This is a genomic window from Photobacterium sp. Hal280 (assembly GCF_037162255.1).
GTDB lineage: Bacteria > Pseudomonadota > Gammaproteobacteria > Enterobacterales > Vibrionaceae > Photobacterium.
Genome location: NZ_JARLUO010000005.1, coordinates 2,520,145 through 2,542,872 on the forward strand (window position 1 = coordinate 2,520,145; position 22,728 = coordinate 2,542,872).

Here is a 22,728-nt window from a genome sequence, read left to right on the forward strand (position 1 = left end):
TCACTGTTGAGCGCCTGCTCAGGCGTTGAGAATGGCCCCGCCGTCGACCACGATATCCTGCAGGGTGACGTGGCTGGCCAGATCAGACGCCAGGAACACCACAACCTGAGCGATTTCCTGCGGCTGAGCGATTTTGCCGAGCGGAATGCCCAGCTTGAACTGCTCGGGGAAACCGGCAATGGTACGCTGCTCAGCATCTTCGCTTTGCCACAGTGAACGCTGCATCGGCGTATCGGTCGAGCCCGGTGACACCAGGTTGCAGCGCACGCCATACGGCGCCAGCTCCAGGGCAGCGCAGTTGGCCAGGCTGCTGAGCGCGGCCTTGGACGCGCAATAAGCGGTCATGTGCTGACGCGGCACGTGCGCGGCATTGGAGCTGACCGTGACCACAGCGCCGTGACGCTGCTGCTTAAACACAGGGATCACCTGCTGCAGCAGGTAAAACACCCCGGACGCATTCACGTTCAGGCAGGTGTGCCAGTCCTCCACGCTCAACTCCTCGGTCTGGCCCATCCGCAGAATCCCGGCGACATTGGCCAGGACATCAATCACAGGGAAGGCCGTCAGAATCCTCTGCGCCACTTCCCGGACTGCATCCGGGTTGCTGATATCCACCGTATAGGTGGCAAACGGATGTTCAATGCCCGCTTCATGGGCGGCGCTGAAATCAATATCCAAACCGATCACCTGAGCGCCCAGCTGGTGGAAGCTCATGGCGACCGCGTGCCCGATGCCACGGGCGGCGCCGGTCACCCAGACGACTTTGTTGGCGAACTGACCGCTGAAGGTCATTGCTGTTTGCTGCTGCGCTGCCATCACCACACCATCTCCACTTCGTCTTCGCTCTGCTGCTGCATCTCATCGAGATAACGACAGAAATCACTCAGCACCGGCCGGTCAAACACATCGGACACCTTGATGCTGACATCGAACTCCGCGCCCAGACGGTTCACAATCTGAATGGTCTGCAGGGACTGGCCGCCCAGCTCAAAGAAATTGTCCTGTGATTGAATCGCGCTGACCCCGAGGATCTGCTGCCAGACAGTGCCGACCCGATTTTCGGTCTCGCTGGCCAGCACCTGCTCGGCGCTGTCATTCTGATAACCGGCCACCAGGGCTTTGCGATCCACCTTGTTGCTGCCGGTTTTCGGCAGGCTGGCAAAAAAGCGGAAATCGGTCGGGACCATGGCCGGTGGCAGGTTGTCCTGCAGGGCTTTTTTGATACTCAGCGCATCAAAGTCATCGTGCCCTTCGCCAGCGACAAAGGCCACCAGACGACGGATCCCGTTATCAAACACCATGCCCTGCACACAGGCTTCGTCCACCCCATCCAGAGCCAGCAAGTGAGATTCCACTTCACCCGGTTGAATGCGATAGCCGCTGATTTTGAACTCGTTATCGATACGTCCCAGATAGGTCAGCTGGCCGTCAGTCAGCGTCACCCGGTCACCGGTGCGATAAGCCCGGCGCGACACATTACCGACCTGCAGGTGGATAAAGGCCGGATGGGTCTGTCCCAGATAGCCGTCTGCCAGGGTATTGCCCAGAATGACCAGCTCACCGGTACTCGCCGGACGGGACTGCGCATCCAGCACCAGGACTTCAACCCCGGGCAGCGGCAGGCCAATCGGTAACTGGCTGTGCTGGCCGCGGAACTCCTGCAGTTCGCTGCAGGTGGCTACGACTGTGGTTTCCGTCGGACCATAGGTATTGAACAGGCGAACACCGTCAGCGCTCCCGGCCTGCTCAACCACCTTCTGCCACTGAGCCAGTGGTTCGGGGTACACAGCTTCACCGCCGATAATCACGGCTTTTAAGCTGGCTGGCAGGGTCGCTGTGCCCGCCTGCAGGCTGACCACCCATTCATTCCAGAACGCGGTCGGCAGATCCAGCAGGCTGATCCCGGCGGCGGCGATTGAATCAGAGAAGGTCGCCATCGATTCGAGCATGGCATCGGTTCGCAGCACCAGCGTGGCACCCTGACTTAAGGTGACAAAGATCTCTTCGATGCTGGCATCAAAGTTGAACGGGGCAAACTGCAACACCCGATCGCTCGCGCCGATGCCATACCGGAGGGCGGCGGCGGCCACGAAATGATCCATTGCCTGGTGGCTGATGGCCACGCCTTTGGGCTGTCCGGTCGAGCCGGAGGTGAACATGATATAGGCCAGATCTGAGCTCGCCGTGTCCGGCAAAGCCACAGGCGCGGCATGCAGATGACCGGCCAGCTGAATCGTAACCGGTAGCACCGACAGACGGTGCTGGTGCTGGGCTTCAGTGATCAGAATGCGAATACCGGCCTGGCTGACGATGCTGCTCTGACGTTCAATCGGCTGCTCCGGATCCAGCGGCACGTAAACGGCGCCGCTCAGCATCACGCCCAGTACCGTGGTGATACACGGCAGAGAGCGGCTCAGTGCGACCCCGACTTTATCTCCCGGCTGTACGCCCTGCGCCAGCAAAGCGCTGGCGGCCGCATCGGCTTTTTCCATCAGGCTCTGGTAGCTCAGCGATGCCCCATCCTGCTCCAGCGCAATCGCATCCGGGTGCTGAGCGGCATGGCGACGGATCGCGGCCAGCACAGAAGTCACTTCCGTACCGGCCAGTGTGGTTTCCTCATTGCGGATCACAGCGTCCAGTCTGGCCTGAGCATGCAGACCGCCAAGCAGGGTGGCTGTGCTCTGATCCGGCGCCGCTAACCAGTTTACCAGCAGGCTCAGCAGTTCCTGTTGCAGGCTGACCAGATCGCCCTGCCCATACACGGCCGGGTTAGCATCAAAGTCCACCATCGGCAGTCCTTCCGATTTGCTGTGCAGCTCGATGGTCAGATCTTCCACCGGTCCCGCACTGAGATTCAGCGTCTCAGCCGCCAGGCTGCCGTACTGCAGCGGATGATCAAACGGCATGATATTGACCAGCGCGCCATATAAGCGCTGACTGCCGCCGACCCGGTTCAGGTCACGGCGCAGATCTTCATAGCGATAATGCTGGAAACGGCGCATTTTCTTTTTGTGTGCCGCCACTTTACGCGCCACACTCAGCAGATCGTCGTCACCGCAGATCTCAACCACCAGCGGCACGATGTTCATCTGCATGCTGGGCACGGTCAGAGATTTCGAGCCCAGACGGTTCATCACCATCATGCCCAGCACCACCTGTTCGGTGTCGCTGTAGTGACGCAGATGGGTGCAGAGCGCGGCGAGGAAGATATCGACCCAGGTCAGCTGATGCTCATCAGCCAGGCGCTGGCACTGCTGCCAGAGGTTGTCGCTGAAGGTCGTACTCTCGCGGTGAAAGCGGGCCGCAATCGGCGCTATCTCGCGGCTGTACGAGGAAGGTGCTGTATTGCCGGCCAGGGTATCGAGCCAGAACTGACGGGCTTTGTCATAGGCGCCGGAGTCGCGGCGGTGCTGATCTTCATCCAGCACCGCCTGAAAGGCGCCGAACGGCGAAGGCGTGACCGGCACGCCCTGCACCAGCAGGGAATAAATCTCGGCGATGCGCTGGAATACCAGCGTGGTGCCGAAGCCATCCAGGGCAATATGGTGCACGCAGTTATAGAGATAGTCCTGCTGCTCGCCGCGCAGCAGTGCGAAGCGGCCGGGCAACTGCTGCTCAAGATCGAACGCCTGCGTCATATCCTGTTCGGCCCAGCGACGCACAGCCGCCAGCTCGGCGTCCTGTCCGCCGGACAATTCGAGTTCCACCACCGCAAATGTCACAGGCTCAGTGGCCGCAACCCGGTACGGCTGTTCATTCTCGCTGCGGTAATAACAGGACAGGCATTCGCTTTCCGCCACCGCCTGACGCACCGCCATTTCCAGTTTGCCGGCATCCACTTTGCCGTCAAACACAATACATTCGGCGGTGTTGAACAACGCCTTGTCTTCGTTCAGGGTGTGTCCCAGCCACAGCCCGTGCTGAGCCGTATTGAGTGCTGTCATGCCTGCACCTCCGGGTTCACATTGTGCAGTGCGGCTTCGAGTAAGCTCCACCAGTGATTGAAGGTCGGCGTTTCCGCCAGCTGGACGAAGTTCATCACCACCCCGTGCTTACGCCATTCGGTGATCAATGACATGATCTGCACTGAATCCAGACCGTAGTCGATCAGGTTTTCCTCCGGATCAAACTCGTCTTCCTCTTCTTCCACCAGCCGGGCAATGCGCGCCAGCAAACCGGCGCGGGTCAGTACTTCCGGCAACGCGCTGTGCTGTGAGCCAGCCTGCGGCGCCGTGCCGATCAGCGCAGCGGTCGAGACCACCATACCGGCACGACCAGCGACATATTTCAGCGCCATTTCATGCTCTTCCAGTGAGAAATCCGCAATCGCATCGCCAACCATGAAAGGCTTGATGTCGCGCATAAAGGCGTCCACGGCCGTCATCAGGCAGCCAATGTGACCGTAAATCCCGCCGATCAGCAGCTGATCACGACCCAGCTCTTTGAGCATGTGTTCCAGCGGCGAGCGCTGAAACGCCGAGTATCGCCATTTGTCGAGCACGGTATCGCCCGCTTCCGGTGCCAGTGCGGCAACCACTTGTTGCAGCTCAGGAGATTTGTTCAGACCCGGCCCCCACATGTCGTTCAGCAAGGCCCGGTCTGCCATGTTCTGCTCTTTCGGCTGAGCAGTGTAGATCACCGGAATGCCATTGGCTTTACAGAAGGCTTTCAGGGCAACCAGATTGCTGAGCAGGGTTTGCATCAGGGCGCTGTCACGCGCATAGAAACTGACAAAATACTCCTGCATATCGTGGATCAGAAACGCCGCTTTTTGCGGGTCAAAGGCCCACGACACTTTGTTGGCAGGAAAAGCCTCGGCAGCAGGCATGGTATAAGTCGGTAATGCTGGAATAGTCATGATAAAACGTCCTTTTCTGGCTGAGGCTGTGACTGGGCTTGTATTTGGTTGGCAATCAACTGACGCAGGGCTTTTTTGTCAATTTTGCCGACGTGCGTCATGGGTAAGGCGTCGACTTTCTCAATCCGATCCGGCAGCTTGTAGTCGGCGATACCGCACGTCCGCAGGTGCTTCCGGATACTGAGGGTTTTCAGTTTGGGGTTCGTGGTGACAATGAAGGCGCAGCTTTTCTCGCCCATCACGTCATCCGGCATGGCAACCAGTGCCGCCTGAGTAATTTCCGGCAGCGCCAGCAGCTGGTTTTCGATCTCTTCGGCGGCCACTTTTTCGCCGCCGCGGTTGATCTGATCTTTGTCGCGGCCGACCACCATCAGATAGCCGTCTTCGGTCATCACCACCACATCGCCGGAGCGGTAAAAGCCGTCCTGATCAAATGCGACGCGATTGTGCTCCGGACTGTTGTAATAGCCACGGAAGGTATAAGGACCACGGGTCAGCAGCGCGCCGGGGGTGCCGCGCGGCACATCCTGGCCGTCCTCATCCACGATGCGCACTTCGTCATCGTCGCTGATCGGGCGTCCCTGGGTATTCAGCACATGCCACTCGCTGTCGTCAAAGCGGGTGTAATTCACCAGCCCTTCGGCCATGCCGAACACCTGCTGCAAGCGGCAACCCAGTTCGGGTTCAATCCGGCGGGCAAGGCTTTCCCCGAGGCGGGCGCCGCCGACCTGCAGCCATTGCAGGCTGTCCAGCGCCGAGCGATCATCCGCAGCCGCCTGCAGCCACAACGTAACCGCCGGTGGCACCAGAGAGGTCATAGTGACCTGGTGGCGTTGGATCAGCGGAAAGCAGGTCATCGGGCTTGGCTCGGCCGCCAGCACCACGGCCCCCCGGCGTAGAATACGCCCAGCGCGCCCGGTGAGCTCAGGGTAAAGTTGTGCGGCGCCGGGAGTGCACACAGGAAAACCGTGTTGGTATCCAGCTGGCAAATGTCTGCACTGGCACGCACGCTGTAGTAATAGTCATTATGGGTGCGGGGGATCAGTTTCGGGGTGCCGGTACTGCCGCCGGACAGCTGGAAAAAGGCTACTTCAGCGGCCGACAGCACCGGCCAGTTCAGCACCTCATCGGTCTGATTCTGTTGCACGTGTTGCTCCGCCGATCTGCCTGCAATGGCCGCGGCGAGCGAGCTGCCGAAACCGGCATCGCCATCAACCAGCCAGTGCTTCAGCGTGGGCACCTGCTGGCTAAGCACCTGCGCAAACTCGCCGTCTGCAAATAAACTGTGACGGGCCGAGACGATCGCCAGTGTCGGCCGAATCTGCTCGGCGTAAGCCGTCAGCTCATGCCGGTTATGGCTGAACAAGGCATTCACCGCCACCACGCCCACTTTCATCAGGGCAAAGAAAACAATGTAGAACTCCGCGACATTCGGCAGGTGTACCAGCGCGGTCTCACCGGGTTTCACCCCCTGCCGCAGCAGGGATACCGCCAGACGCTCGGCATCCTGCTCAAGCTGGCGGTACGTCCAGCTGCGATCACCGCAAATCAGCGCCTGATGATCACCGCGTTCTTCCAGATGGCGTGTCAGGATGTCGGTCATGGGCACGTCGGTCCAATAGCCTTTCTGGCGGTACTGGTCGGCCAGCGCTGGCGGCCAGGGCGTAAAGGCAATACTCATGCCACCCCCTGCTCGCCCAGCCCGAAGGCGTTGAGCATGGTGCCCAGCTTGGCTTCGGTTTCCGCCCATTCGGCCTGCGGGCAGGAAGCGTCAACGATACCGGCCCCGGCAAACAAGCGAACGGATTTTTCGCGCACTTTACCGCACCGGATCGTCACTGCCCATTCGCCGTTGCCCTGGGAATCGCACCAGCCGACCATGCCGGTAAACATGCCGCGCTCATAGCCTTCCAGCTCTTTGATCGCATCCCGCGACAGGTTGAACGGAAAACCGCATACCGCAGGGGTCGGGTGCAGCAGACACGCCAGTTGTAGCACGTTATAAGGGGACGCTTCTGACAGATTTGGTGTCTGTTCCGGCGTCTTGAGCTGGCCTTCAATCCGGGTCGACAGATGCCACATGGTCGGGGTATGGATCAAAGACGGACCGGCAGGCACATCCAGCTCGCGGCAGTAAGGCTTGAGCTGCTGGGCAATCTCATCGATCACCAGACGATGCTCGTACCTGTCTTTGACCGACTGCAGCAGTGTTTGACTCACTTGCTGATCAGCCTCTGCACTGGCCTGACGCTTCGCCGAGCCTGCCAGTGGGTTGGACAGAATCTGCAGCCCTTCCTGGCGGATCAGCAGCTCTGGACTGGCGCCCAGTAACACGGACTGATCCTGCTGCGGAATGGCGAAATGGAAGCCGGTCGGGTTTTGTTTGATCAGGCGAGCCAGAATATCACTGGCCGAGATGTCATCGCTGAGCTCAATGTTCAGCACCCGCGACAGCACGGCTTTTTCCAGCTGAGTGCGCTGAAATTTTTCCACCGCCTGCGCGACGGCCTGCTTGAATACCGACTCTTCCGGCTCACTGCGCCTGGCCACAACCTGCAACGGTTTGCTGGCTGGCATTCCGCCAAGCGCACCGAAGGCATCCGGCTGATGTTCGGTCACTTCGACGCTTTGTGGAATGTAGAGGCAGGATGGCTCAGAGACATCGAACGGAATCGAACCGATCAGAATCGGATTTTCAACGCCTTTGGCTTTTTCTTTGGCGAATGCCTGCTGTATGACCTGCTGGAATTCACTCTGGCTGTCTTCACCGTGAATGGCAGGTGTGGTGATCACTTGGCTGATGCCCTTCCCTTTGACGGTCCGGTACACAGACGAGAAGAAAAGATCATGATTCGGTGAGAATACCGGATTCAGTATTGGATTCTCACTTTGAGTCTGTTGCATGTCACAACTCCCTTTTTACGCAAGAATATGTGCAGCTTATGACACATCGTAAACTGGCTGATTGAGTGTTAATTCGTTAGGGCTTTAATGGTTAGAAAGTGACATCACATTGCTTTTGCAGGGAAAAAAGAGCCAATGGACATTGGCTCTTTTTGGTGTCAGGTGGTCCTGACTGATGTTGTTATCAGAAATCGTATGAAACGCCTGCATACACGCTGCGGGCTTTCAGGATGTAATCCAGTTTTGTCGCGGCGGCGTCACGCTCTTCGTTGGTCAGGTTAGTGACACCCAATTTCAGATTCAGGTTCTGAATCGCTTCATAGCGTGCGCCCAGATCCATGGTGCCGTATGCCGACAGTTTCTCCCCTGAACGGACATACTGAGAGCCTGTGTACTGATACGAAGTGTACGCATACAGGTTATCCATTGCCTGCCAGTCAAGCTGAACATTGGCGGTATGGCTTGGCGTCAGGATCAGATCTTTTTTGGTGTCCTTGTCTTCCGCACTGGTGTACATGTAGTTCGCCGACAGGCTCACCGTGTCTGTGATATCCACCCAGGCCATGGTTTCCACGCCTTTCACTTCCGCTTCCGCCACATTGAAGTAGCTCAGCTCGGTGCTGACGCGGTCCCAGTTTTCAGCCTGAATCATGTCGTCAATGTCGTTCTGGAACAATGTCAGACCGGCGCCCCAGCGAGCGGCTTCATAGCTGGTGCCCAGCTCATAGCTCAGCGAGGTTTCTGCTTTCAGATCCGGGTTACCGACCACGCTACAAGCGCCACGGCAGGCCAGGACTGAGTAAGAATCACTGTACTGGTTCAGGCTCGGTGCTTTGAAAGCTTTACCCACGCCCCCTTTGACGACCCAGCTGTCGCTGATTTTATAAACCGCATAGGCACGCGGGCTGAACTCACCGCCGTACACTTCGTGATCGTCATAACGGCCGCTCAGGGTCAGGGCCAGATTGCCCAGCGAGAACTCGTCCTGCAGGTAAACGGCCGCCTGGCTGTAGTTCACGGAATCCGTGTTCAGAGTCAGGTTATTCTTCAGCTTGGTATCCCGGTATTCCGCACCGCCGGTCAGCAGGTGATCCCCCAGGTAGCCGGACAGCTGCCCGTCCACGGTATTATTGGTTTGATCAATATTACCGACCGCACCGTTCAGTTCTGAGTCATCTCTCAGCTCAGACATATCCAGGTTGTAACGCAGGCGGGAATCAAAATTGGCCCAGTAACCGTAATGGGTCAGCGCAACGTTATAACGCGCCATCTCCTGCACGTTGTTAACCGCCGTACCCCAATTGTTCCAGTCTGCATCACGATCATCTTTGCTGTAGATCAAATCCAGATCGATATCCTGCTGCTCGTTCACCAGCCACTTCAGGTTGGAGTACAGGTTCAGCTCATCACGCTCTTCCAGCACATCGGTATCCGGGTTGACCGATTTATCCGTGCGCCAGGCATCACGATCGCTTTTTTCAACGATCAGGTTACCGAGCAGGGTTTCCGGGATCAGCGCACCGCTGACATAAGCATTGAGTTTATGGGTGTCGCCGCCTGAGCCTTCAGTGATACCGTCAAACTGGTAACCGACAGAACCTTGCGTTTCCTCGGTGGGTTTGCGCAGGATAACGTTCACCACGCCGCCCAGTGCATCCGCACCGTACAGGGATGACATCGGGCCGCGGATCACTTCAATCCGCTCAACCGCGGACATCGGAATGCTGGACAGGTCAAAGTCGTTGCCGTAGGCGCTGAGCAGGCCATCACGAGAGTTAATGCGACGACCATTGATCAGCAGCAAGGTGTAGTCTGCACCCAGGCCACGGATTTTGATTTCATTCCGGCCGTAAGAGGTGCCTGGATTGATGTTGATACCCGGCAGCTTTTTGATCGCTTCGCCGACATCATTGACCACCAGGTTATCCAGTTCTTCACGCGTGATATAAGACACAGAAGCAGGAGCCGTTAATTCAGGGTGTTCCGTCTGACTCGCCGTCACCACCATCACTTCTTTGTTGGCCACTTCGGCCATCGCCGTAAATGAAGAGACCATACCGACAACACATAAAGCCCGGTTCAAACGAGTTAACTTGATCACACTATCTCCTTGTTGCTGAAACATTTCAACACTCCATTAATAACAATGGCGCAAATGATAATTATTGTTATTATCAGCGTCAACAAAAGTTCAATCGAATTGATAACTTTTTTTATTCGCGTTCAAGTGCAACGGAAAGACTGAGACTGATTACTTATAAAAATGATGTTTTTATAAGCACTTCAGGGAGTATTGGCGCGGAGAATAAAAGAGATAAAAAAACTCCGGGATTAACCCGGAGCCTGTTGTGAAACCTGAGCCTGCTTGAGCGAAGGGATAAACCAGCAGACCAGCAATGGCACGGCAATCGCGCTGACTATCGTGGCCGTTGCCAGCGTATCCAGCCCGAGCAGTTGATGCGCCGGGCCGGATGTCAGGTATACCGAGCCCATGATGCTGGCGGCACCGGCGGCTAGGTTCGACATCGTAGACTGATAGGTCATAAAAGCCGCCCGGTACTGCGGCGGTGGCACTCTGGAGGTGAATGCTGCCAGCACCGCACTGCGCGCCGAGCTGGAGGCCATCAGAATCATAAAAATCAGATAGACCCATTTGTCCGAACTGTCGCTGACAAAGCCGTAGTACACCACAGCCGCCACAATCGCACTGAGACCAAACAAGGCCGTTTGACCCGAGCCTTTATCCATCATCCTGCCGCTGTAGCGCATGGCGAGTATGCTCATGATCCCGCCCAGCAGGTACAGGTAACTGATTTCGTCACGCGGGAAACCGAGGTTGAACTGGAAATAAGCCGACAGGTTCGGCACTAACAGGAAATGCCCGAACAGGCTGATCCCCATCATCGCCATCGCCAGAATGAAGGGCATTGAGCAGATCATCCCGGACAAGCCGTCTGACTGAGGGATCGGTTGCGCCGAAGTCTGCTTCAGTGGTACCAGCGACGGCATACAGATCCGTACCGCGACGGCCAGGATCAGGCCGATGCCACCAAAGAAAAAGAAAGTCATCTGCCAGTTCAGCCACTGTGCCAGCAGCAAAGAAGCCGGGACAATAATGATCGCCGCCAGCGAAAACCCGCTGGCCACAAAGGCCATCGCCCTGCCCCGCTCCGCCACTTTGGTGACATCCAGCACGGAGGCCATGATCAATCCACTGAGCGGGCCCGAGAAACAGCCTGCGGCAATAAACAGCAACAGCAGTTGCTCCGGCGTGGTTGCCAGCCCGCATAGCGCAATCAGCACAGAGCGCAGCAGAAGAAACAGTGTCAGTGCCGCCCGGCGGTCATAACGGTCTAAGAAAGGCGCAAGAAAAAACCAATGATCGCGGAGCCGAATGTTGCACCACCGCTGATGTATCCGATGTGCTCGCCTTGCAACCCAATATCCCGCACTAAATCGGGCCCCAGCGGCATCACCATCATCAGGGTCCCGACCGAGAGCATATTAATCAGCAGCGCAAGTCTTAAAACTGACTTCGCATTCAGCGTGTTACTGTCCATGACGACACGATCCATCCGCAAAAAGAAAGCGATTGTAACTGCCGATCGGGACAAACTCAATAATGATAATTATTATCAGTAAAATACTCAGAATGGGTAAAGGTGAGGACAGATTCTCCCATTTTGGTGTAGTACACCTTTCCTTGCCGGCCGGCAGGCAAAGACGCGGCCAGCTCTGTGTTCAACTCAAAATACAGCCACTGATCGTTCATCCCCAGAAATGCGACATCCAGAAAATCGAAATAGCGCTGCACTTGCGGATACAAGGCTTTAAAAATGCTTTCTTTGGCAGAAAACATCAGGGTCATCAGCCAGATAGCATTTTGTTCATCGGTTTCCAGCCTGGCCTGCTCCTGCTCATTGACGACCACCCCTTGCATGCCCGGTACAATATCCGCGTTCACTGGTAGCTCAATATCCAAACCGACACCGGCCTGCTCATGGTGCCGGGGACAAATCACGCAGGCGGCCAGCTGATCATGGTGGCTGATGCTGCCGGTCAGCCCCTGCGGCCAGACAGGTGCACGGTTGTCGCCAACCGCTATCTCGACCGGTGCGATTCCCCGCTCTTTCAGCAGTTGCTGCGCCAGATAACGGCCGGCCAGAAATTCCGCCTGCCGCTTTGGCACCGCCCGGCTTAATGCGTCAGGCATTTTCACGCCAAGCTGGCTGAACAGGGACGGCGAGTAATGGTGCAGATCAAACCCGGCCAGTAACACTTCGGTGCCACATCCGGGCAAAGTGACTGAGTGCAGCGGCTGAAAGAAAACGGACGGAATCATCATAAAAAGCAAAGCCATACCAAAGAACAATGGCTGTCATTATTATGATTGCGATGCTGCCACACAATCCTTTATTGGGTTGATGCCCGCAGATCGCCGGTGCAACATGTAAGACTCACCGCTCAGTCACCCGATTCCGCTTTTTTCTCTTCCCACACCTTCAGTAATTTTTCCAGCCCTTTGATACTCACATCACGTTGTGGGAAGGGGATACTGACGCCCTGATCAGTCAGCGTTTGATAAATGTCGAACAACAGTTCGGATTTGATAATCATGTACTGTTTGATGTCGCGGACAAAGCAACGAAGCTCGAACAGCAATGCGCTGTCGGCCATCTCGGTGAAGACAACGGTCGGTTCGGGATAGCTGAGGATCATGCCATGCTTTTGGGCCGCCGCCAGCAACACTTGCTTGACGGTATTGAGATCGCTGCCGTAGGCCACACCAACCGGGACGATTAATCGGCCATGGTCGGATCGCAGCGTCATATTTTTCACGATACCGGCGATCAGATCCGAGTTGGGCACCACCACATCCTGCAGATCAAAGGTTTCGATTCGCGTTGATCGGACGGCTATCTTACGGACAAAGCCCGAATAACCGGAAACCTCGATCCAGTCTCCCTCTTTGATCGGCCGCTCGATCAGCAGAATAATACCGGAGACAAAATTCGAGACGATGGTCTGCAGGCCAAAACCAATCCCGACCGACAATGCTCCGGCCACCACTGCCAGGCTGGATAAATTCAGCCCCGCCGCTGATACGGCAATTATCATCGCCAAGGTATACCCCACATAACCCAGCCCTGTCACAATCGCGGTTCGTGCGCCGGGGTCGGTCTTGGTTTTCGGCAACACGGAATGACGCATGACGTGCTGAATCCAGCGCGTGAGCAGCACACCGACAAACACCACCACCAGAAACGTAATGATCACGTCCAGAGAAATACGGACATCCCCCAGCTCAACGCCATCGGACAAGAGCCGCCAGATTTCTGCGATATCGGTCAGCCGGGCGCCCCATGTGAGTGCCAGCATAGGGGCAAACACCATGAACATCATGACAATCAGCACGATGGGTAACAGCCCTTCGCTGACACTCGCTTCGGTGTCTTGCCCATTATCACCTCCCATGATCCGGTTGATGACATTCAGCAGGCCGTAGTAAATGACCATGGCAAAGGCAATCAGCGCAATGGACATCACCATAGGTATAATGGCCTGCCGCGCCAGGCTGTCGTAGCCGACACAGACAAACACCACGCTGAGGATACTGGAGGCTTTCATCAACCAGACCAGCGTGTTGAGTACACCGCGGCTGACATGATTGGCCTGATCACTTTGCGCGTCGGCCTCATCGGTTTTCATAGCAGCCTTGCTTAAGACCTGCGCCAGTTGCCACATGAGCCAGCTGCCGAACACGATCACAGGCAAGGTCAAAAATGCCGAACTGGCCGCTGAAAAGGCATGATCCGTTTTGACTGCCGTTAAGAGGATAATCAGACCAAGGAAAATCCCAAGCAGTTGACAGATCCGCATGCCACGCCGGGCTGAAACGTCATCGAGATGGATAATTCGCTGTTCTGCTGCATTAGGCCGGAATATCAGAAACCCCAGCCAATGGCTGACCACAATATACACAGCCGCGCCCGCCAGTGCGCTGATCGTCGCTTTGACAGACGGTAAAGGCAGCTTCAGCTGGCCGATTGCCACAATTAAAAGGAACGCAGTGAGCAAAGGAAAGAACAGCCTCAGTAATGTTGAGAATACATTGCAGATCAGAATCTGGCTTTTCTTGGTCAGGCTCTGGCTGAATCTGTCCAGCCGGTTGATCACCCAAGGCTGTATTACCAGCATGGTCAGGAGAGCGAACGCCATAAACACCAGAAACGGAGTGATAGATGCACTCATCTCACGGGCTTGTTGCGGATCTTGCCTGACAGCGTGAAACTGCTGTCCTAACACGCTGACATACTGTTTCAGTTCGCTCAGCGCCTCTCCCCAGCGCCCCGGCCATAACGGCGTCGGGCTTTTATCGAGCAATTTTGCGGACAGGTTCTGGCGGATCACCTTGTCGACTTCGCCCACCAGGAGGTTGGCCCGCTCATACGCTGCATCAGCCAGAAAAATCGGCGCGCTGGCAGTTGCCAGCTCATTTTCCAGCTCGGCGCGACGGCTGGCAATGACCTCAGGTTCGCTTTCCCCGGCCTTCGGTTCCGGACCCAGGGATTTAATTTGCGCTTCCAGCCAGCGGACATCCACCGATTTGTCTTGTGATATCTGATAAGCTTCACCCCGCTGTTCAGCCAGGGTTGCGCGAATGCGCTCTAGTTGAGTGGTCTCTGCGGTTTTGTCCTGCAGCAGCACTCGCGCTTCTGATGCGGTGCGATCCCAGCTGGCAAAGGGCTCCTTTTGGTGCAGCGCTTTCAGCTCAGGGGCTTCTGCGCTGACCACACTGGCACTCAGTATCCCCTGAAGCAGGATGACAAAAAGACCGCTCAAGGCGGCTGCGATCAGTCGATGCCACTGACCTGACCCTATTCGTTGCTGCATGCTTGAACCCAGCACAGAAACACAGACTGAGCTTAAGCAATCGCAGCGAATGGTGTCGTCATAAGAGTAAGAAATCCCGGTCGTTCACTGTCACCAGCCCCAAAGTGACAGTGAACGGTTTTGCCTTCATTCACGCACTGAATACCTCACATAAAAAAATGCCGCACCAGGCGGCATTCGATCATTGATAAGCTAAGTGGTTCTATTCTAAATTGGTGGCACTGATCTTGTGGATTGCCAGATCTGCGCCGTTGAACTCATCTTCTTCGCTCAGGCGCAGGCCCGAGAGCTTGTCCACCAGGCCGTAAACGATCAACGCGCCTGCCAGCGCAATCGCGATGCCTATCACAGTACCCAGCAGTTGGACGATAAAGTTGACTCCGCCTAATCCGCCCAGCGATTGCAGGCCAAAGATACCAGCCGCAATACCGCCCCAGGCTCCGCACATGCCATGCAGCGGCCAGACACCGAGCACATCATCAATTTTGGTGTGGTTTTGCAGGTAAGTGAACAGCCAGACAAAAATAGCAGCCGCCACCACACCGGTGATCAGCGCCCCCAGCGGATGCATCAGATCCGAACCGGCGCACACAGCGACCAGCCCGGCCAGCGGGCCGTTATGAATAAAACCGGGGTCATTTTTACCCAGCACCACGGCGGCCAGAATCCCGCCCACCATCGCCATCAGCGAGTTGACGGCAACCAGTCCGCTGACACCGTTGATCGACTGCGCCGACATCACGTTAAAGCCGAACCAGCCGACACTTAAAATCCAGGCGCCCAATGCCAGAAACGGGATGTTAGACGGCGCGAAGTTCGTGTGTTTACCGGCCCGGATCCGCCCTTTGCGCATCCCCAGCAGCATCACCGCCACCAGTGCAATCCAGCCGCCGACCGCATGCACCACCACTGAGCCGGCAAAATCATGGAAAGCGGCGCCAAACTGGCCTTCAAACCACGCCTGCAGACCAAAATTGCCGTTCCAGATCATGCCCTCAAATAACGGGTACACAAGGCCCACAATAAAGAAGGTCGAGATCAGTACAGGGTTGAAGCGGGCCCGCTCCGCAATGCCGCCGGAGACGATCGCCGGGATCGCGGCGGCAAAGGTCAGCAGGAAGAAGAATTTGACTAAGGCGAAGCCATTACCGGCCGATAAGGTTTCTGCATCGGCAAAAAAGGTGGCGCCATAGGCCAGCCAGTAGCCGATAAAGAAGTAAGCGATGGTCGATACACCAAAATCAGCCAATATCTTCACCAGCGCGTTGACCTGATTTTTCTGCCGTACCGTGCCCACTTCCAGAAACGCAAAACCGGCATGCATCAAAAACACCATGATGGCGCCCAGCAGCAGGAACAAAGTGTCCGCACTTTGCGTCAGGGCCTGCACGGCCCCCGTCACCTGTGTCATAGATTCAGTCATCGAACTCTTCCCTAAGTCGCGCACAAAATATGTGCAAAAAATCACCACAAGCCCCAAATTAGGGCGAATCAATCATGATTAAGAGGCAAGCAATAACTGTTCCAATTTGACTCACTAACTGCTAAATTCGTCAGCAAAACTAAGTGATTGAAAATCAATAACAAAAAATGGTGTGCTTTGCTGTCTGCCCGGAACACCCGAGCCTTGTGCACCAATACCGTGCTGTTCGATCCACAATGGTGCAACTTGTACGCCTTTTCGTGCTCAATACTGGTGAAACAGCGAAAGGTTATCCGGTCCGGCAGCTGAGTCTTATCCACTTCCGCCAGCCCGGATTCTGAACAGCCTCTTTTATTGATTGGCCGAGGCAACCGGGAAATATACTCAGAAGGAATAATATTCACCGTTTTTATTGATAGAGTGCACATATTCACCACAGGGATGAAATCGATTTCATTTGCATCATGAATCCACTCCCCTTTCTTCCATTCTTCATATTTTTAAGAAATCCTGTGTAACCTTGGGTTGCATATCATAAAATATGCATAAAACCCTCAATCGCATGCAGTTTCCTTATTTCTTGGTCGGAACTGATATGTTACTTTTGTCAGCAGCTGGCGTTGTTTTTTCTTACTGGCTTATTTTACTGAAAAAAATTGTCCCTTTTTTTACCCAACTCAGTGCAAATGTATATTCCTTTAACGAAATCCATCGCACTTTTCAGCTTGAGTAAAACCTTTAGACAAGGATATCAGTAAAATAATTTATGACTTTTGCGAATGCCTTTCGCATTCTTTTTTTACTGCGAGCGGGAAGCCATTCATATGGAATATTTAGAGCGGATTAAGCGCCTGGCAAAGATTCAGGGAATCAGCCAGAAACAGCTTGGCGAAACACTGGGCCTGCAACAAGGCACCATGAGCCGTAAACTGTCAGGCAAATACGGCATTGAGGTACGTGAGCTGGAAAGAATTGCTGAAACCCTGAACACCTCTATCAGCTACTTGCTGACCGGACAGATTGATTCAGGCACTCAGGCCACAACGGCCATCAGTCACGAAACGGGTCACAACTCGACATCGACTTACATTCCGATTATTCATCGCAAAGACTACCTGTCCTATCGCGATGGCGGCAAAGTCGACGTGCTGAGCAAGCGGGCGATCCCGCATCATTTGGATCGCGATGATTGCCTTGGCCTGCTGGTCGATAACGAAAACATCGCGCAGTGTGCGCCGCTGGGCAGCTATGCGCTGGCGACACGCAAAGCCCCTTATCGTCCGAAACAGCCGGTATTTGCCTCGGTACGTGGCAGCGAGCCCGATTTCTACCACATGACCCAACTGGCAGATGGCGTGGTGTTTTCCACTTCCCAGCCGGATTTTCCGAACCTGTTTGTCAACCACGACGAGTTCAAGATCCACGGTTACATTATTCAGTCCGACTGGTCATTCGACCGCATCTGATTGCCCCGCTGGTGATCCTGCCGCCTCCCCCTGATTAGCTTATGCGCTTGCAGACGCCCGTCAGGGGTGACAGCGCCCTTCCAATCCGTACAATAACGACGTGAACTGAAGGAGCCCATCATGCCCACCACCAATCCAGTACCAGAGCGCCAGACTCGCATTATTGTCGCCTCGGCAAACCCGGCTAAAATCCGGGCAGTAGAAAACGCCTTCCACCAGGCATTCCCGGCACAAGCCCTGCAAATTAGCGGTGTGGCCGTAGAGAGCGGCGTCAGAGCACAGCCAATGTGTGCCGAAGAAACCCTGAACGGTGCCCGTAACCGGGTCGTCCATGCCCGGGAACTGCAGCCTGGCGCGGACTATTACGTCAGTCTGGAAGCCGGACTTGATGGCTGTGCGACATTTGCCTGGATGGTGATCGAGAACGGCAATCTGCGGGGTGAATCCCGTTCAGCCTCTCTGCCTCTGCCGCCCAAAGCGCTGGCCCGTCTGCATGACGGAGAAGAACTGGGGGATGTGATGGATGATATGTTTCAGCAGCAGAATGTGAAGCAGCAAGGTGGCGCTATCGCGATGCTTACTGAACACAAGCTCAGCCGCAGCAGTGTGTACCAGCAGGCTCTGATTCTGGCCCTGATCCCTTTCATGAACCCGGGACTGTACGATCAGACAGCCGCTGAGTTTGCACAAAAGTAATCTTGCTCTCGCAGATTGACCAAGGGAAAGGAATCTTGGTGGTTTCAGTGAGTTCTGTATAATCCCTCCCCCTTTTCAAGGGGGAGGTCAGGAGGGGGTGACAAGGTCCTTCAGCCTTTCGGCTGCTGTTTCAACAGGAATTCAGCTAACCAGTCGCGGATCTCCGCATCGTGGTGTTTCAGTTCGTTGGAGCCACGAGTGATTGTCGCCACACCAACGCCCAATAACTCGCTGATTTTACGCTGGCTACGCTCACCATTCAGCAATTCATGGAAAATATTCACCCGGGCGATCAGCGATTCACGCTCATCCGGGGTTAACAGCAGGCGAAGGAGTAACTCATCTTTGCCTTCAGCAGAGGCCTGGCGGAACAGAGAGACTATTTGCTGCCAGTCAGAAAAGTCCGGCGTATCGGCTTTGGTTGACATGGTTTTCCTCAAAAATTGCCTGCGCTAGTCGTTCGTAACCCACACAGGCGTATTAATTCTGTCCGGATTCTACCCTGAACCACAGCCTTCCACCAAACCTATAGCAGCAGTTTGTCTCAATACTTAGTGTTCAGTTCCTCTGTGGTCAGTAACTGAATCGGCTGATTGGTCAATTTGTCGTAGTAGACTTCAAACATCAGCACATTCTGGACATAACCACGCGTTTCGCCGAAAGGGATGGTTTCCATAAAGGCAAAGGCATCCAGTTTGCTATCACTGATTTTTCGCCAGCTGGTGACCCTGCCCGGTCCGGCATTGTACGCCGAGAAAGCAAAGATCCGGTTGTTGTCGTAACGTTCCAGCATCATTTTCAGGTATCCGCTGCCAAGACGAATGTTAACCTCAGGCTCAAAAAGACTGTTGCTGCCCGCGTATTTATAGTTCAGCTTACCGGCTGTCTCTCTGGCTGTGGCGGGCATCAGTTGCATCAGCCCGCGGGCACCTACCGGCGACATTGCCTGCGGATTCAGCGCACTTTCCTGACGCGCCAGTGCCATCATAGTCGTCACAGAAAGCTCACGCTGCTGACCGAATGACTTGAAGGTCTCAGCAAATGCCAGCGGGAAACGTAACGACAGGTGCTCCCACATCCGGCCATAAATAGTGGCCTGCACCGTCAGATGGTGCCAGTGTTGCTTATCTGCGTAACCCGCCAGCGGCCAGATGGCTTTCGGATCGAGATCTTTCATCAGATACCACCACTCCAGGTTGGCATCAAACACCTTATCCTGAGCGATCATTTCTTCAATTCGCTTCAACGCCGGCAGATAAGGGGTCACATCCTGTTCTTCTTCTCCCAGGGATTCCACCGGAAAGTCGATTTCTTCGCCCAGCACAGTGGCGGCTGCGGCACTGTAAAAATTCCGCTCACCCAGTAATTCCTGGTATTTCGGCTTGGCAACCACAGGATCGGTTTTAGCCAGCAAATGCGCCTGCCAGAACTTCCAGCGCAGCGTGTTCTGCTCTTCGGCCGAGAGTTGCGGTATCCATGCCTGCGCTTCGGTCCAGTTGCCATTACGAAGGGCAAGACGAATGCGTCGTCCAATCAAACCATCATCGCTGCTTTTGCGCAAAATGGCATCGCGCCAGCGGATGAGATCAGCGTCCTCGGTATCCATCAGTCGTGACGCTGTATAATCTGCCAGTGACTGCTTCTGCGCTGCATCCAGTTTTTGCCCGTCCGCTACCCGCTCTAACTGGCCCAGGGCTTCTTTGGTATCGGCGCTTGCCAGCCGCTGATAAGCCGCCACCGTCAGTTGCCGGTTATAGTCAGTCACTTTGCTTTTTTTGGCGAACTCGGCCACACCCTGCGGTTTGGCAAACAACGCGAGCAGCGTATCGCCGTCTTTTCTGGCGCTGCCTGTCAGTTGTTTATCGAGATATTTCAGCAGCCCCTGATTGCCGGCTTCAAACACCAGCAGCATGCGATCGAGAATCAGCGAGTTGGTGCGTTTTCCGGCTTTTGCCCAGGCATCCAGCATAGGATCACAATCATCGTCAAGCGACTGGCCGGTCAGCCAGAGTGACTGTGCACCCTGCCAGGCTTCTTTCTTACGGCCCACTTTGCTCAGTGCCAGATAATACTGACACTGATAACTTTCCCTGAAAGGCGGCTCAGTCTGAAAGGTCACCAGATCCTGCCAGCGGTTAGCTTCCGCCAGCACATCCTGATAGGCATAACCCAACTTGATGGTGAAAGGCAGATCCTGAAATTTTTTGATGAATGCGCTCACTTCAGCAGGGGAACGCTTTTCCAGATTGTCCTGAAACTGGCGGTAATCAAGATAAGGGGTCAGCGGATAGTCATTGAGCCTGCCGCGATAGCGTTGATACGTGGCCAGATCACTACGTTCCAGCGCATCTTTCGCAGCTTCATACCATTCTCTTTGCTCTTCCAGCGAGGCGGCCTGTGCCACGCTTCCTCCTAACAGCACCCATACTCCCAGGCCCAGAATCCAACGGCTATAACGGTGCTTAACGGCTTCAGACTGCATATATACTCTTTCTAGCTCCAGCTTCACTCAGATTAAAAATCAGCACGTTTCATTGACACTGTCATCCTAGCGCCCCATCCCCGCATCAACGTCAGCCCCGGGTCAGGCTCCGGTCAATAACGAAAACCTGCGGTGAAGGTCATGTATTCATCTTAACCGTCATTGTGAGACATTGCTGTTAAACTTAGGGCCAGAATGGTTAAAATACCCCTTTCTCCAATCATTAGAGATGACCTACGGAAATGGCTGAATACGTCTATACCATGTCGCGAGTGAGCAAAGTTGTGCCACCTAAGCGACAGATTCTGAAAGATATTTCATTAAGTTTCTTCCCTGGCGCCAAAATCGGTGTCCTGGGCCTGAACGGTTCTGGTAAATCCACCCTGCTGCGCATCATGGCGGGTATCGATACCGATATTGAAGGGGAAGCCCGCCCGCAACCCGGCCTGAATGTCGGTTATCTGCCGCAGGAGCCGGTACTGGACGAAAGCAAGACAGTGCGTGAAGTGGTTGAAGAAGCCGTCTCCGATGTGAAAAACGCCCTGACCCGCCTGGATGCTGTATATGCTGCTTACGCGGAACCAGATGCCGATTTCGATGCCCTTGCCAAAGAGCAGGGTGAGCTGGAAGCCCTGATTCAGGCCAAAGACGGCCACAATCTGGACAACACGCTGGAGCGTGCTGCGGATGCGTTGCGCTTGCCGGAGTGGGACGCTCAGATCAAACTACTGTCGGGGGGCGAACGCCGCCGTGTGGCAATCTGCCGCCTGCTGCTGGAACAGCCGGACATGCTGCTGCTCGACGAACCCACGAACCACCTGGATGCCGAATCCGTTGGCTGGCTGGAGCGCTTCTTGGTTGATTACACCGGCACAGTCGTGGCGATTACGCACGACCGTTACTTCCTGGACAACGCCGCCGGCTGGATTCTGGAACTGGACCGTGGTGAAGGCATTCCATGGCAGGGTAACTATACGTCCTGGCTGGAGCAGAAAGACGCCCGTCTGAAACAGGAAGCCTCTCAGGAGAAAGCGCGTCAGAAAACCATTGAGAAAGAGCTGGAGTGGGTACGCCAGAACCCGAAAGGTCGTCAGGCCAAATCCAAAGCACGTATGGCCCGTTTTGAAGAGCTGAATACCTCAGATCATCAGAAGCGGAATGAAACCAACGAACTCTTCATCCCGCCGGGTGATCGTCTGGGCGACAAAGTAATCGAAGTCAACGGCCTGACCAAATCCTTTGGTGACCGTGTGCTGATCGATAACCTGTCTTTCAGCATGCCTAAAGGCGCCATCGTGGGCATTATCGGTGCCAACGGTGCCGGTAAGTCGACCCTGTTCAAGATGCTGAGCGGCTCAGAGCAGCCCGATGCGGGCACGATCGAACTGGGCGACACAGTGAAACTGGCCTCTGTGGAGCAGTTCCGCGACAGCATGAATGATAACAATACTGTGTATCAGGAAATCTCTGAAGGCAACGATGTCATTCGCATCAACAACTTCGAGATTCAGGCGCGTGCTTATGTGTCCCGCTTTAATTTCCGGGGCAGCGATCAGCAAAAACGCATTGGCGAGCTGTCTGGTGGTGAACGTAACCGTGTTCACCTGGCCAAACTGCTGAAAGCCGGCGGCAACGTCCTGCTGCTCGATGAGCCAACCAATGACCTGGACGTAGAAACTCTGCGTGCACTGGAAGAAGCGCTGCTGGAATTCCCTGGCTGCGCCATGGTGATCTCGCACGACCGCTGGTTTCTGGACCGTATCGCGACCCACATTCTGGACTACCGCGATGAAGGCCAGGTGAATTTCTTCGAAGGTAACTATAGCGAATATACCGACTGGCTGAAGAAAACACTGGGCGCGCAGGCTGCAGAGCCGCACCGGATTAAGTACAAGCGTATTGCCAAATAAGTCTGTCCGGACAGATTTGCAATCACGTCACTCAGGCTGCCATTTAGGCAGCCTTTTTATTGCGTGATTACTTAATAAGCAAATCATCAAAGTCG

16 protein-coding genes and 1 pseudogene are annotated in these 22,728 nt (G+C 55.3%); 3 read left to right on the forward strand and 14 right to left on the reverse strand.

What is annotated here, in order from left to right:
• Positions 1-18 precede the first annotated feature (18 nt).
• From dhbA to P4S53_RS20940, 12 genes and pseudogenes are all read right to left on the reverse strand, one after another.
• Entirely contained in the window at positions 19-816 is a 798-nt protein-coding gene (gene dhbA, locus P4S53_RS20885; RefSeq protein WP_442958676.1) for a 2,3-dihydro-2,3-dihydroxybenzoate dehydrogenase, read from the reverse strand.
• On the reverse strand, positions 816-3,944 hold the full coding sequence (locus P4S53_RS20890; protein ID WP_337114198.1) for an amino acid adenylation domain-containing protein: 3,129 nt from the start codon (positions 3,942-3,944) through the stop codon (positions 816-818). Before P4S53_RS20890 ends, dhbA begins: the two co-directional genes overlap by 1 nt.
• Positions 3,941-4,858, reverse strand: coding sequence for an isochorismatase family protein (locus tag P4S53_RS20895; protein ID WP_337114199.1), 918 nt, complete (start codon positions 4,856-4,858; stop codon positions 3,941-3,943). The genes P4S53_RS20890 and P4S53_RS20895 overlap by 4 nt, the downstream gene beginning before the upstream one ends.
• Positions 4,855-5,250: an AMP-binding enzyme gene (locus tag P4S53_RS22690; protein WP_442958699.1), complete on the reverse strand. Its 396-nt coding sequence runs from the start codon at positions 5,248-5,250 to the stop codon at positions 4,855-4,857. The genes P4S53_RS20895 and P4S53_RS22690 overlap by 4 nt, the downstream gene beginning before the upstream one ends.
• 129 nt (positions 5,251-5,379) lie before the next feature.
• Positions 5,380-6,608: pseudogene (locus tag P4S53_RS20905) on the reverse strand (AMP-binding protein); the annotation flags it as partial.
• Positions 6,536-7,762, reverse strand: a complete 1,227-nt coding sequence (locus P4S53_RS20910) for an isochorismate synthase (protein ID WP_337114202.1) — start codon at positions 7,760-7,762, stop codon at positions 6,536-6,538. The pseudogene P4S53_RS20905 and the gene P4S53_RS20910, both read right to left, overlap by 73 nt.
• A 184-nt stretch (positions 7,763-7,946) precedes the next feature.
• On the reverse strand, positions 7,947-9,863 hold the full coding sequence (locus P4S53_RS20915; protein ID WP_337114203.1) for a TonB-dependent receptor domain-containing protein: 1,917 nt from the start codon (positions 9,861-9,863) through the stop codon (positions 7,947-7,949).
• A gap of 230 nt (positions 9,864-10,093) precedes the next feature.
• Positions 10,094-11,179, reverse strand: coding sequence for an MFS transporter (locus P4S53_RS20920; protein ID WP_337114550.1), 1,086 nt, complete (start codon positions 11,177-11,179; stop codon positions 10,094-10,096).
• Positions 11,116-11,322, reverse strand: coding sequence for a hypothetical protein (locus P4S53_RS20925; RefSeq protein WP_337114204.1), 207 nt, complete (start codon positions 11,320-11,322; stop codon positions 11,116-11,118). Before P4S53_RS20925 ends, P4S53_RS20920 begins: the two co-directional genes overlap by 64 nt.
• A gap of 56 nt (positions 11,323-11,378) precedes the next feature.
• Positions 11,379-12,107, reverse strand: a complete 729-nt coding sequence (locus tag P4S53_RS20930; RefSeq protein WP_337114205.1) for a 4'-phosphopantetheinyl transferase family protein — start codon at positions 12,105-12,107, stop codon at positions 11,379-11,381.
• A gap of 119 nt (positions 12,108-12,226) precedes the next feature.
• Positions 12,227-14,656 carry a DUF3772 domain-containing protein gene (locus P4S53_RS20935; protein WP_337114206.1) on the reverse strand — a complete coding sequence of 810 codons (2,430 nt, stop codon included), beginning with the start codon at positions 14,654-14,656 and terminating at the stop codon, positions 12,227-12,229.
• A 202-nt stretch (positions 14,657-14,858) separates the two neighbouring features.
• A complete protein-coding gene (locus P4S53_RS20940; protein WP_337114207.1) occupies positions 14,859-16,079 on the reverse strand; it encodes an ammonium transporter in 1,221 nt (406 codons plus the stop codon).
• A gap of 824 nt (positions 16,080-16,903) precedes the next feature.
• Here P4S53_RS20940 and P4S53_RS20945 point away from each other — a divergent pair.
• Together P4S53_RS20945 and yjjX are read left to right on the forward strand one after the other, a co-directional pair.
• Entirely contained in the window at positions 16,904-17,545 is a 642-nt protein-coding gene (locus P4S53_RS20945; RefSeq protein WP_337114208.1) for a helix-turn-helix domain-containing protein, read from the forward strand.
• A 120-nt stretch (positions 17,546-17,665) separates the two neighbouring features.
• Positions 17,666-18,241 (forward strand): inosine/xanthosine triphosphatase, encoded by a 576-nt coding sequence (gene yjjX / locus P4S53_RS20950; RefSeq protein WP_337114209.1) that lies wholly within the window; start codon positions 17,666-17,668, stop codon positions 18,239-18,241.
• A 110-nt stretch (positions 18,242-18,351) separates the two neighbouring features.
• Here the strand turns inward: yjjX and trpR are convergent, their stop codons facing one another.
• Together trpR and sltY are read right to left on the reverse strand one after the other, a co-directional pair.
• Complete coding sequence (gene trpR / locus P4S53_RS20955) at positions 18,352-18,669, reverse strand: trp operon repressor (protein ID WP_337114210.1); 318 nt, start codon at positions 18,667-18,669, stop codon at positions 18,352-18,354.
• A gap of 116 nt (positions 18,670-18,785) precedes the next feature.
• A complete protein-coding gene (sltY, locus tag P4S53_RS20960; RefSeq protein WP_337114211.1) occupies positions 18,786-20,723 on the reverse strand; it encodes a murein transglycosylase in 1,938 nt (645 codons plus the stop codon).
• Positions 20,724-20,965: 242 nt separating this feature from the next.
• Between sltY and ettA the strand changes: the two genes are divergently transcribed.
• Positions 20,966-22,633 carry an energy-dependent translational throttle protein EttA gene (gene ettA, locus P4S53_RS20965; RefSeq protein WP_337114212.1) on the forward strand — a complete coding sequence of 556 codons (1,668 nt, stop codon included), beginning with the start codon at positions 20,966-20,968 and terminating at the stop codon, positions 22,631-22,633.
• Positions 22,634-22,728 lie beyond the last annotated feature (95 nt).